Here is a 12913-nt window from a genome sequence, read left to right as displayed (position 1 = left end):
GTTAAACCTTACGACCTAATAGTTGAGATAAAGCCGGGTCAACGACTATACGATTTTCCATGGCTGTACGCCCTAATAACATTCTAAACTTCATTGTTGCACGGCTTGTTAAAGTAAGCTCGATAGGCCAGCTATGCTCGCCTGCATGCAATGTAGTTTCTATAAAGTAACGTAACTCTTTTTGCCCACTTGAGCTGGTTACGTACTTCATTTTTTTAACTTTTGCATTGCAAGTGACTTGCGTTTGCTCATCATCTTGCAGTGGCTGGGCCGTAAATTTAACCCATTTTTCTGAGTCAACTTCGTATTCTTCAATGTTAATTGCATGAATACATGAAGTGCGAGCGCCAGTATCAATTTTTGCTTTTATCTCGTTAATACCAAGCCCAGGTAAACTTAACCACTCACGCCAACCAACTGTGATCTTTGCTGTCATAAATGTGCCCTTAATAAAAAAGTGACTTATACGCTACAGGTAAAAAAACACCAACGAAATAAATTTATCTAGTCGATTAGTAAATTAAATTGATCTTTTTAAACAACTGGTCACACAATGCACGCCTTGCTGAATAGTACTTTATGCCACTTTACTCAGCCCAAAGGCTCTGCATATATTTTGCTGTTTAAGCTTAACTTATTAAAAATAAAGGTAAGTTTAAAATACTTAAGTAGATACACTATAGTTAACGGTATTAAAAATACACTATTATGAGAAATAATTATGATTAATGGTTTACTACATGCACTTGTACTTGATGGACAAGGCGGCGCTCGCCCTATTGAAAGCACTAATGAGCTAAATAGCTGGCAACCAAGCCACGGAAAACTTTGGGTGCACATGGACTATAGCCAAAGCGAGGCTGTTGAATGGCTCAAGGCACAACCTCATTTAAACGACTACGAATTAGAGTCCTTAATTGCTGATGAAACACGCCCGCGTATTACATCAACGACTAACGGACATATGTTATTTTTACGTGGTGTAAATTTAAATCCAGCACAAAGCCCTGAAGACATGGTTTCAATTCGTTTATTTATTAGCGAAGACATTCTTATTACTACCCGCAAGCGTCGTTTATTATCGGTGCAAGATACGCTCGCCTGTTTAAATGAAAATAAAGGCCCATGCAATATTTCTGAATTAGTGTGCTCTATTACACAAAAATTAACCTCACGTATGCAAAGCGTTATTGACTCACTAGATGAAACACTCGACGAGTTTGAAGAAGAAATAGATGAACCAAGTAAAAAGTTTGATAACCAAGGTTTATCACAGTTGCGCCGTCAAACAATTGCCTTAAAGCGTTATTTAAAACCGCAAAAAGAAGCCCTTAGCTCAATGGTAAATAATCACTACCCGTGGCTGTTAGATGACGATAAAGCAAAATTAAACGAAACAACAAACTTACTTATTCGTTATTTAGAGGAGCTTGATAGCTCTATTGAACGTGCGCAAATCATTCAGCAAACAATCACTAACCAAGTGTCTGAGCAATTAAATCAGCGTATGTATGTAATGTCGGTTGTAGCTGCATTGTTTTTACCTTTAGGCTTTTTAACCGGCCTGTTAGGCGTAAACGTAGGAGGTATTCCGGGTACCGAGAGCCCCTATGCATTTAGTGCGTTTGTTATATTTTTGATTTTACTTACTGGCGGTATTGGTGTGTATTTTAAAAATAAAAAATGGTTATAAATTTAGTTTTTACAGTTAAAAAAGCCACTCAGTTTTAAACTGAGTGGCTTTCTAAACTACTAAATAATTAGTTAGTTTTACGCGTATAACTAACGTCAGTCATTGTTACTTTAGCTTTTGTAATTCCTAAATCTTTAAAGCACTCTTTAAATGAATCTGAGTTTCCTGACTCGCCACACTCATCTAGTGTATATGGGTCTTGTGATTGTAAATAATTACCAAACTTAAAGTAAGATTCTGAATCATCTTCTACCGGAATACCAAAGGTAGTACCTAATGCAGTCACATCTACATCACCGTAATTATTAACTACTTTTAGATTGAATGAACCACCACTTCTGATAGTACCTAGTGCATGTTTTTCTTCTTTACCACTGGTGTTACGCAGGCGAACATAAACGTCAAAAATCCCGTTACCTGCTATGCTATCATCAAAACCTGATTCATCAGTATCTGAAACATATACTTTTGAAATCGTACCCGTATCGCTAGCATGGTGCTGAGAAATAATCGTTTTACCACCATCTGACATTTCAACTTTTACAGTTGCCTCAAAAACCTCATAGGTTTCGGTCATTGCAACACGTGCACTTTCTTTTACTTTATATTCATGACGCCAGCCATTCCCGTTTGGAGTGATATGACGCGCTTCTAGAGGAACAAACTCTAAAGTGTCGCTATTTACTAATGGATGAGGATCGTTACCTTCAAGGTCAAAAATACTACCGTTGGTGATGTTGCTTGCTATACCTGAGCCACTACCAGTGTCGCCACCGCCAGTATCACCACCACCTGTGTCTCCGCCGCCAGAAGAACTACCCTTAGTTAACGAAAAGTCATCAAAACGAACATCGCTTGAGCTCTTATCATGCTTAGCAAATACTTGTAGCGAACCTGTATTAGCTGTGGTGAAAGTTTTAGATACTTTTGTCCACGAAGAAACGTTAAATTTCTCACTTTTAAACAAACCATTAAGATCGTTAATGCCGATTTGTCCCTTGCCAAGTACGTACGCACTTAACGTGTACTGAGTATTTCGATCTACATCTACATTTTGGTAAACACGCCCTGGGCTACCTTGAATTTTTAATGATTTAGAGCCTTTATACGAATCTGAAGATAGTGCTGCGGGCTCTGTTTCATTCCAGTTACTCCAACCATCTTCAAAACCAGAATTATCAATCGTGGCAGCATGCGCAAAAGAAGTACTCGCAGCAATTGCAGAACAAATAAGTAACTTTTTATATTTAACCATCATTTTTATTCCTTTAAATCTGTATAAATAACCTAACAGCTAACTTAGTACTAAATACCAAACTTAGCTTGAGCTTGCATCATGTAAACAGACTTTCAATTCAAAAAATTGGTAATATCAAAATAAATTAAAATAACTCAAATTGGTATTACCAAAACATCACCAAACCGGTAAGGCAAGGCTATATTTTTTGTATCCAATATGTCAACAAGTGAATTGTTACCATGAAATCAGCTAAACGTTCTAAAAATAATAATAAAATAAAAATTAATCAATTAATAACAACAAGTTAAAAATAAACCAATTTAAAAAAACGAATGTTCTTATTTGTAAATTTCAGAAAATAGTAGTAATTAAAATAAAATGGTCTATTACCAATTTTTATTTATAGCTTAATGCTTTATGAATAAACCGAATTAAATTTTGATTAAATTGTAACTGAGAAAAACTAGTCATACCAGTAAGGCACTAACACAGCTTGATTTGAAAATAGATTTAGTACGAATAATTAATTAAATGGAGCTTTAATCAACACATTTACTAGCATATTAAAGCCCTAAATATTTAGATTTATTAGTCTCTAGCTAGTCCATGTTGACCTTTGGTGGTTGAATTTGTAGCAGTATATTTATTTAATACCAATTCGTTTAATTAAGTGATCTATTTTAAGGCTGGAAAAACGTGTTGATAGCTAGGTAAAAAAATCGCTATTTAGTTGTTCTAAATGAGAATTTTTTAACGCAGGTAGCGACACGTTTAGCCCCGTAAAATGATTAAGTATTATTACGGATTGGTATAACCTCGAAAATAAACATGCCCTAGTTATAGGCATAAAAAAGCGAGTGCTTCTACAGCACTCGCTTTTAAACTAGTTAATCTAAACACTCGTTAATTACATTACTCTTGAAAGTAAGTACCCCAACCATCGTACTCAACTTCGCACTCAACGGCTAGTTGCGCTAGCTTATCAACGTCTTCCATAATAACGTCTACGTCTAGCTCAGCTTCAACTACAATGTCAAAGCTCCAAATTTTGTTACCGTCTTCAAGCTCAAGCTCTGCTGGTTCTTCAACATCGTAACCCAATTTAAAAGCAGCAAGTGCAGCTTGCTCTAACTTAGGAAAGTCTTCACACACAAAGTGGTGCTCTACTTCATAAAGTATTTCAGGGTCTGACCCATCTTCAAGTAGTGAACTTACGATGTCTTCACTTATTTCACGCCAGTTTTCCATTATTTTTCTCTCACTTGAGCATCTAATTCAGTTATTTTAGCAGCCATAATGCTATGCACGCTTTTAGCATGCTCACGCGCGCTAATTTCTTTATCAAGCGGTATAGGCGCTAACATTTCGATGTGAATTGTACCATTATCCCAACGATTTAGCTTAATGGTTTTATGTGTTGTATTCATACATACCGGAATTATGGGTACATCTGCGCTCATTGCGGTGTGAAATGCACCCGTTTTGAATGGTAGTAACCCTCTTCCATAGCTTCGTGTGCCTTCTGGAAACATCCATACAGATAAGCCATTATTTTTAATTTTTTCGGCTGCTTTTGAGATAGTTCCTGCCGCTTTAGAGCGATTCGATCTGTCTATTAATATATTACCCGACAACCAATAAAGCTGACCAAAAAATGGGATCCACTTTAAGCTCTTTTTACCCAAACTTACGCAGTTTTTTGGCACCATTGCTGGCACTGTAAATAAGTCGTAGCTATTTTGATGATTAGCAACATAAACTGCAGGACCAGGATCAACGGCATCTTTATGACGTGTTAGAACTAGCTTAACGCCAACCATTTTAGCCATTGAGCCAAACCAACCCGCTATAATATGTACATTATTAGGGTGAAATGGTCTTACAATCGAAAGTAATAAACCAAAAATACAACTGAATAATATAAACAGCAGCATAATAAAAACGCGTATAACAGCTAGCAAATGGGCTTCTCCAAAAATGAATTATAATTATTATAGCGTTATTTTGTGACACAAACGAGTCAATAGCGCACAAGTGTACGCTGAAATATTTAAGCTCTTTATTTTAAAACAAAAACGGCCTGCAAATGCAGACCGTTTTTATTTATACAAAAAAGTAATTGGCTACTCTTCGCTAATAACGTCTATTGGTTCATCATCTTGAGGAGTTAGCTCAACAACGGCTTCGTCAACACGCTGTAAGCCACGCGGTAGTTTATTACCCCTACGTCCTCGCTCACCATGATAATGCTCTAAATCACTTGGTTTAAGTGTTAGTTTACGCTTACCAGCATGAAGCGTAACACTGCTTCCTAGTGGTACAACAGCAAGCACTTTTACAAACTCTTCACGGGCTTGTACTTTAGCACCTGGTATAGAGATGATTTTATTACCTTTACCTTTGCCTAACTTTGGTAAGTCTCGCAGCGGGAATAAAAGCATTCGACCTTCGTTAGAAATAGCCATACAGTAATCGCTAGCAACATCGTTCACTCTAATAGGAGAAAGTAATATTCCACCTTTAGGGACACTTACCAGCGCTTTACCGTTTTTATTTTTACTAACTAAGTCTTTAAAGTCGGTAATAAAGCCGTAACCTGCATCTGACGCCATAAGCAATACTTGCTCGTCTTCACTCATTACCACGTGCTCAAAATTAGCGCCTGGTGTTAAGTTAAAACGACCTGTCATTGGCTCCCCTTGGCTACGCGCCGAAGGTAGACTGTGCGCATCAGTTGCAAACGCCCGCCCTGCTGAATCTAAAAATACCGCAGGTTGATTACTCTTACCACGAGCAGAGGCTCTAAAGCAGTCACCTGAGCGATAATTTAAGCCTTGTACATCTAAGTCATGACCTTTACCAACGCGTGCCCAGCCTTTGTCTGATAGCACAACAGTAACTGACTCTGACGGAATTAAATCTTTTTCGTTAAGTGCTTTCGCTTCTGAGCGCTCAATCACTGGCGAGCGACGATCGTCACCGTACATTTCAGCGGCTTCTTGAATTTCTTTTTTAAGCAGTGTCGACATACGACGTTCTGAGCCCAAAATTTGCGCTAATTTATCACGCTCTTTAGCCAGTTCGTCTTGCTCACCACGAATTTTAAACTCTTCAAGTTTTGCTAAATGACGAAGTTTTAATTCTAAAATTGCTTCTGCTTGCGTATCAGTTAAATCAAAGCGCTCCATTAATACAGGCTTTGGTTTATCTTCGCTGCGGATGATTTCAATTACTTCATCAATATTTAAAAAGGCGGCTAGCAAACCCTCTAAAATATGTAGACGTGCTAATACTTTATCTAAACGATACTGCAAACGACGACGCACTGTTTCGCGTCTAAATATTAGCCACTCACTTAAAATACAGCGTAAGTCTTTAACTTGCGGGCGGCCATCTAGGCCTAGCATGTTTAAGTTTACTCGGTAATTTTTTTCAAGATCGGTGGTTGCAAATAAATGCGCCATTAATGGCTCAGCTTTAATGCGGTTTGAGCGCGGAATAATTACAATGCGCGTTGGATTTTCGTGATCTGACTCGTCACGTAAATCGGCAATCATTGGTAATTTTTTAGCGTTCATTTGCGCTGCAATTTGCTCAAGTACTTTACCACCAGAACATTGATGCGGCAGCGCTGTAATAACAATATCACCATGCTCTTCGGTATAAACCGCACGCATTTTGATAGACCCACGACCGGTTTTATATATTTTATGAATATCGGCTTTTGGGGTAATTATTTCAGCATCTGTTGGGTAATCTGGTGCATGTACAAGCTCAAGTAATTCTTCAAGCTCTGTTTTTGGTTTATCAAGTAATAAACAACATGCACTAGCCACTTCACGTACGTTATGTGGCGGAATATCGGTTGCCATACCTACGGCAATACCCGTTATACCGTTTAGTAAAATATGCGGTAAACGAGAAGGCAGTACAACAGGTTCGTCCATCGTGCCATCAAAGTTTGGTGTCCAATCTACGGTGCCTTGGCCAAGCTCTTTTAATAGTACTTCTGAAAACTTAGATAAACGCGCTTCGGTATAGCGCATTGCTGCAAACGATTTAGGGTCATCTGCCGCGCCCCAGTTTCCTTGTCCATCCACCAAAGGGTAGCGGTAAGAAAACGGCTGCGCCATTAACACCATCGCTTCGTAACATGCACTGTCGCCGTGTGGATGGTACTTACCAAGCACGTCACCCACTGTACGGGCTGATTTTTTGTACTTAGCGTTAGCCGACAAACCCAGTTCGCTCATCGCATAAATAATACGACGCTGTACTGGTTTTAAACCATCACCTACATGCGGTAAGGCGCGGTCCATGATCACGTACATGGAATAATTTAAATAGGCGTCTTCGGTAAAACGCCCCATTGTTTGTTGCTCAATTCCTTGCATTAGCAAGGTATCTGTATCACTCATTAAAGCTTACCTAGTTTTTCTTATAGCTTACACGGTAGATTACATTGGCGTAATCATCGCTTACTAACAGACTGCCGTCACCTAATTCTGCAAATGCAACAGGGCGTCCAAATGTTGTTTCGTCTTTCATAAAGCCAGTAATAAATGGCGTATATTTAGTTACGCGACCTACTTCAATTGTTGCTAGCCCTACTTTATAACCTGACTTTTTAGAACGGTTCCATGAGCCATGTTCAGCAACAAATAATTGTTGCTTATAGCTTGCTGGAAATTGCTTACCGTTATAAAAATGAATACCCAGTGGCGCTACATGCGCAGCAAGTGCAAGAGCTGGCGACGTGTAATCGGCAATATTTTTACCTTCCCCAAACTCAGGGTCAATAATTGCGCCGGCATGAACATACGGAAAACCAAAATGCTCACCTTCTTGCGTTGCACGGTTTAACTCATCAGGCGGAATATCATCGCCCATCATGTCGCGACCGTTATCACTAAACCATAAAGCTTGAGTAGCTGGATGAAAATCAAAACCGACGGTGTTTCTAACGCCCTTGGCTATTGTTTTTATTTGTTTTGTTTCTACATTAAGCGCAAAAATACGGCCAAAACGTTCATCCTCAGCACAAATATTACACGGTACACCCACCGGAATGATTAGCTCGCCCGTTGGTGCAAAACGTAAAAATTTCCAACCATGATGACGCTCGCTCGGTAATGCGTCATAAACCACATCAAATTTTGGATCTTTTAATTGGGTATCAATATTTTTAAAGCGAATAATACGATGTACTTCGCCTACGTATAAATCGCCATCTTTAATTGCTATGCCAGAGGGCATATTTAGGCCTTTAGCCACAACAATTTTTTTATCTGCTACGCCATCACTATTATGATCAATAAGCGCATATACGTTGCCCGCTTTACGAGAGCCAACATACACAATACCTTTTTTTGAAACAGCTATTTGACGTGCATTTTCTACATCATTTGCAAATAAGCTTATTTCAAATCCCGGTGCTACGGTGAGCTTATCGAGTATATTTTTCGCCATTACAGGAGCGGTAGTCAGCCCAAGTAACAGCAAACTTCCTAGTAGTTTTTTCATTCGCCTCTCCTAGTGTTAAGCACAGGTAATTAAACGAGTGCCTTGTTACCATGATCTTCTAACCATTGACGACGATCAGGCGATCGTTTCTTAGCAAGCAACATATCCATCATTTCCATGGTTTCTACTTCTTCATCAAGCGTAAGCTGCACTAAACGTCGTGTATTTGGATCCATCGTGGTTTCACGCAGTTGTAACGGGTTCATTTCACCCAGACCTTTGAATCGTTGTACGTTTACTTTTCCGCGTTTTTTCTCGGCTTCTATGCGCGCCAAAATAGCGGTTTTTTCTTGCTCATCAAGTGCGTAATAAACTTCTTTACCAATATCGATTCTAAATAATGGCGGCATTGCTACATACACATGCCCTGTTTTTACTAACTCAGGGAAATGGCGAACAAACAGTGCACATAATAGTGTTGCGATGTGTAGTCCATCCGAGTCAGCATCGGCTAATATACAAATTTTATTGTAGCGTAATGCCGACATATCGGTTGATTCTGGATCAATACCCAGCGCCACTGAAATATCGTGTACTTCTTGTGATGCTAGTATTTGGCCTGACTCAACTTCCCAGGTATTCAAAATTTTACCACGTAGCGGCATGATAGCCTGAAATTCACGGTCTCTTGCTTGTTTAGCAGAGCCACCAGCAGAATCACCTTCCACTAAAAACAATTCGGTACGGTCGTTATCGGCCGCGCTACAATCGGTAAGTTTACCCGGTAAGGCAGGACCTGCAGTAACACGCTTACGCACTACTTTTTTAGCTGCACGCAAGCGAGTTTGTGCATTTGAAATACATAACTCAGCTAATAACTCTGCGGTATCTGTATGTTCATTTAACCATAAACTAAACGAGTCTTTTACAACCCCCGATACAAACGCAGAACACGAGCGTGATGATAGTTTTTCTTTTGTTTGACCGGCAAATTGAGGGTCTTGCATTTTGACCGACAACACGTAGCTACAACGATCCCAAATGTCATCAGGAGTTAATTTCACACCACGAGGGAGTAAGTTTCTAAACTCACAAAATTCACGCATTGCTTCAAGCAAGCCTTGGCGTAAACCATTTACATGCGTACCACCTTGCGCGGTAGGAATAAGGTTTACGTAGCTTTCGGCTATTGATTCACCACCTTCTGGTAGCCATACAACAGCCCAATCAGCGCCTTCAATTGAACTTTTAAATTCGCCAACAAACGGGTCTTGCGGTAATGTTTCAAAACCTTTAATTGCTTCAACTAAATAGTCTTTTAAGCCTGTTTCGTAAAACCATTCTTGGGTTTCTTTTGTTTGCTTATTAACAAACTTAATTCGCAGCCCTGGACACAAAACGGCTTTGGCTTTTAATAAATGATTAAGTTTAGTAATTGAGTAGTTTGGTGAATCAAAGTAGCTAACATCAGCCCAAAAACGAACCGTAGTGCCGGTGTTACGTTTACCGACTGTACCAATTACGTTTAAGTCTTCTACTTTATCGCCGCTTTCAAATGCCATTCTGTATTGTTGAGCGTCGCGCCTTACTGTTACTTCTACACGCGTAGATAACGCATTTACTACCGAAATACCTACACCGTGTAAACCACCCGAAAATTGATAGTTTTTATTAGAAAACTTACCACCGGCGTGTAATTTAGTGAAGATCAATTCAACCCCAGGGATACCTTCTTCTGGGTGAATATCAATAGGCATACCACGCCCGTCATCACTTACTTCAAGCGAGTTATCTTCGTGGAGTATTACGTCGATACGAGTAGCATGACCAGCCATAGCTTCATCGACACTGTTATCGATAACCTCTTGGCCTAAATGATTGGGACGTGTTGTATCTGTGTACATCCCTGGGCGTCGTTTTACCGGATCTAATCCATTAAGTACTTCAATGGCTTCGGCGTTATAATTTTGATCACTCATAGTTTTTGTCTTTATATCCGCTAAGGCTCTAATACGTTTTACTAGTTTTATTGTTATATGCGCTAAAGCGTTAATATAGTAACTAACCTCAGTTCAGGCTAACTAGTTTTACGTGATTTTAAGAAAATCTACAATACTTGCAAAGGTGCGTTCAAATTCAACGTAGCTATGATCGCCACCAAATTCTATCAATTGCTTGCATTGCGAATAATATTTTACTGCGTGTTGAAAGTTCAACACTTCATCGCCTGTTTGCTGTAATAAGTACAGTAACTCAGGGTATGCTAATTTATCTACAGCGAGTAATTTAAGTGCCTCAATATGACTGTTATTTAAATCGTAATGATAATCTTGATACGGATTATAATTAGGTCCAAGTAACGACTGTAATAAATTATAGGGTGCGACCGCGGGATTAATAACCACTGCAGGAATTTGATAACGCTGCGATAAATACGTGGCAAAAAAACCACCTAACGAGCTACCTAATAAAACGGTATTTGGCGTTAGTAATTGTTCAAGCTCAATTATAGCTTGTAGGGGCTCGTGGTTTAAGTTCGGTACACAATAATCAACGTCATAGTTTGCCATAAGCTCACCAAAGCGCACAGCTTTATATGATTTTTGTGAACTATTAAAGCCATGAATATAAATTACGCGTTTAGCCATACTACTTCCGTTTTTACTTCTACTTTATCTTTTTTACTCTTTATATTTAGCGTTCTGTAAGCTGGTCCCGCATTTTTTTGCTCCCACTGTGAAGTGTGCTTTACAAACTGTATTGAGCTGGCTGGGGTCGCATATATGGGCAGCCCTCTAAAACTTTGTTCGTAATCATTGTGCACATGCCCATGAAAAAGCGCAGATACATTATTACTATTAACTAAGATATTTAAAAGCTGTGGGCCATTTTCTAATAAGTGTTTATCAAGGTAGCCGTTTATTGGCAGCGGATTATGATGACAAAATATAACTTTACTATTATTCGAGTTGACTAAAGCGTCCGTTACTTCATCTAAATGCGTGCCAGTAACCCATCCTGCGGGCGTGGGCCCTTTAGAATTAATAAGAAGTAGCTCAATCCCATTAGCAATAATATGTTTAGCCGAATTTATTTGCCCACCACTTATGCGATTAAGCATTGCTAATTCATCATGATTACCTGGCACCCAAAATACAGGACAAGTAATGTCACTGGCATTTATAAGTTCACTAAATAATAAGTACGATTCAAAACTATGATCTTGTGTTAAATCGCCACCAAAAATAATGCAGTCTATTGATTGTTTTGCTATGTGTGCCAAGGCTTGTTCAAAATGATCTGCGGTATTTACAGTAAAGTACTCACCGCTTTTGTCTGCAAATAAATGGCTGTCAGTAATATGCGCAATGCACAAAGATGATTTATCAAATGTATATGTATCATCAAACCAAGCCATTATTTACATCCCAATTTAATGTTGCTTGCCCGTGCTCTACACAGGCCACTAACCAGTCGTATAAAAAAGCATTAAGTTGATACTTTTCATCTTTTTGATGCATTTTAGGGTTAGGGTATCCATAAGATGGTTTTATGCGTTGATGGTAATCGTGGTGAACAATTTCAGCCACTTTGGCATCGTGATACATGCGTACCGTTAAATACAGCGGCGTAATCCCTTTAACCATTCCTGTTAGCTGCTTAATTGAAATATCCATAGTGTATTTAGCGCTGCCATCAATTTTTGTAGCAAACTCACTGTTGCCAAGTTTAACTTCACGAATGCTTCCTATATTGCGCTCGCTCGGTAACAACTTTAATAGTCGCACATAGTTATGCTCACAAAGTGTTAAATACTTTGGGAGGCTCTGAATATATCGCTTTGTTGCTAATTGTGCTGTCAAAGTACCACCATAATATTAGTAAGAGTTTATGCCCATTTACTTGCCATTTTTTCACGATTAAGCGCAAGCCACTGCATACAAATAACCGTTGCCGCATTATCCATTTCACCGTTATTGAGGCGCATTAGCGCATCATCAACTGATAGAATGTGAGTTTTTATATCCTCGCCTTCAGTTTCAAGACCATATACACCTGATTTCACTTGGCTTAAGTCAGTACGCGCTAAATACAAATGCAAGCGCTCAGTTGTACCACCAGGGCTTGATAGGTATGAAAGCATAAATTCAAGTTCAGTTAATTCAAGCCCAGCTTCTTCATACGCTTCTTTTTTTACAACTGATTCGTAATCCGTACTGCCGTCTGTCATTCCGGCTATACACTCTAGCAGCCAAGGCGAATGCTTGCTTTTAATAGCGCCAACACGTATTTGCTCAATTAAAAGAACAGTATCTGATATTGGATCGTAAGGGAGTACTGCAATTGCATCGCCACGTTCTAATATTTCTCGACTAATTAATTTAGATTTTCCACCCGCAAAAAGAGCATGTTCAAACTGGTATAAATCAACCTGAAAAAAACCTTTATAAAGGTTTTTTATTGGCTTTAAATTCACATCTTTATGTGTAAATTGAACGAGCTTTTTATCAACCACG

At 38.9% G+C, this 12913-nt stretch carries 12 protein-coding genes; 1 reads left to right on the top strand and 11 read right to left on the bottom strand.

Annotated features, from left to right (window positions below; translation table 11 throughout):
- Position 1: 1 nt before the first annotated feature.
- The gene (locus GQR39_RS09985) at positions 2-436 is read right to left on the bottom strand and encodes an ATP-dependent zinc protease (RefSeq protein WP_007585784.1); all 435 of its coding nucleotides are present in this window, start codon (positions 434-436) and stop codon (positions 2-4) included.
- A gap of 285 nt (positions 437-721) precedes the next feature.
- On the opposite strand from GQR39_RS09985, the gene GQR39_RS09980 reads away from it, so the two are divergent.
- Positions 722-1693: a zinc transporter ZntB gene (locus tag GQR39_RS09980; RefSeq protein ID WP_165735504.1), complete on the top strand. Its 972-nt coding sequence runs from the start codon at positions 722-724 to the stop codon at positions 1691-1693.
- Between the two features lie 67 nt (positions 1694-1760).
- Here GQR39_RS09980 and GQR39_RS09975 read toward each other — a convergent pair whose 3' ends face one another.
- The 10 genes from GQR39_RS09975 to GQR39_RS09930 form a co-directional block, all read right to left on the bottom strand.
- Positions 1761-2948: a polysaccharide lyase family 7 protein gene (locus tag GQR39_RS09975; protein ID WP_165735525.1), complete on the bottom strand. Its 1188-nt coding sequence runs from the start codon at positions 2946-2948 to the stop codon at positions 1761-1763.
- An 897-nt stretch (positions 2949-3845) separates the two neighbouring features.
- Positions 3846-4181, bottom strand: coding sequence for a ribonuclease E inhibitor RraB (gene rraB, locus GQR39_RS09970; RefSeq protein WP_007585369.1), 336 nt, complete (start codon positions 4179-4181; stop codon positions 3846-3848).
- Positions 4181-4894, bottom strand: a complete 714-nt coding sequence (locus GQR39_RS09965; RefSeq protein ID WP_024590693.1) for a 1-acylglycerol-3-phosphate O-acyltransferase — start codon at positions 4892-4894, stop codon at positions 4181-4183. The genes rraB and GQR39_RS09965 overlap by 1 nt, the downstream gene beginning before the upstream one ends.
- Positions 4895-5056: 162 nt before the next feature.
- Positions 5057-7351, bottom strand: a complete 2295-nt coding sequence (gene parC, locus GQR39_RS09960) for a DNA topoisomerase IV subunit A (protein ID WP_165735503.1) — start codon at positions 7349-7351, stop codon at positions 5057-5059.
- Positions 7352-7361: 10 nt separating this feature from the next.
- Positions 7362-8456 carry a PQQ-dependent sugar dehydrogenase gene (locus GQR39_RS09955; RefSeq protein ID WP_010553286.1) on the bottom strand — a complete coding sequence of 365 codons (1095 nt, stop codon included), beginning with the start codon at positions 8454-8456 and terminating at the stop codon, positions 7362-7364.
- Positions 8457-8485: 29 nt separating this feature from the next.
- Positions 8486-10375, bottom strand: coding sequence for a DNA topoisomerase IV subunit B (gene parE, locus GQR39_RS09950; protein ID WP_024590690.1), 1890 nt, complete (start codon positions 10373-10375; stop codon positions 8486-8488).
- 108 nt (positions 10376-10483) lie between these two features.
- Positions 10484-11044, bottom strand: coding sequence for a YqiA/YcfP family alpha/beta fold hydrolase (locus tag GQR39_RS09945; RefSeq protein WP_007585377.1), 561 nt, complete (start codon positions 11042-11044; stop codon positions 10484-10486).
- The gene (locus tag GQR39_RS09940) at positions 11029-11814 is read right to left on the bottom strand and encodes a metallophosphoesterase (protein WP_007585379.1); all 786 of its coding nucleotides are present in this window, start codon (positions 11812-11814) and stop codon (positions 11029-11031) included. The genes GQR39_RS09945 and GQR39_RS09940 overlap by 16 nt, the downstream gene beginning before the upstream one ends.
- Complete coding sequence (locus GQR39_RS09935; RefSeq protein WP_007585381.1) at positions 11801-12259, bottom strand: DUF1249 domain-containing protein; 459 nt, start codon at positions 12257-12259, stop codon at positions 11801-11803. Before GQR39_RS09935 ends, GQR39_RS09940 begins: the two co-directional genes overlap by 14 nt.
- 26 nt (positions 12260-12285) lie before the next feature.
- Positions 12286-12912, bottom strand: a complete 627-nt coding sequence (locus tag GQR39_RS09930; protein WP_165735502.1) for an NUDIX domain-containing protein — start codon at positions 12910-12912, stop codon at positions 12286-12288.
- Position 12913 lies beyond the last annotated feature (1 nt).

It is taken from the genome of Pseudoalteromonas sp. C8 (assembly GCF_011378685.1).
Taxonomy (GTDB): Bacteria; Pseudomonadota; Gammaproteobacteria; order Enterobacterales; family Alteromonadaceae; genus Pseudoalteromonas; species Pseudoalteromonas arctica.
This window is presented reverse-complemented; position numbering and strand designations above follow the sequence as displayed.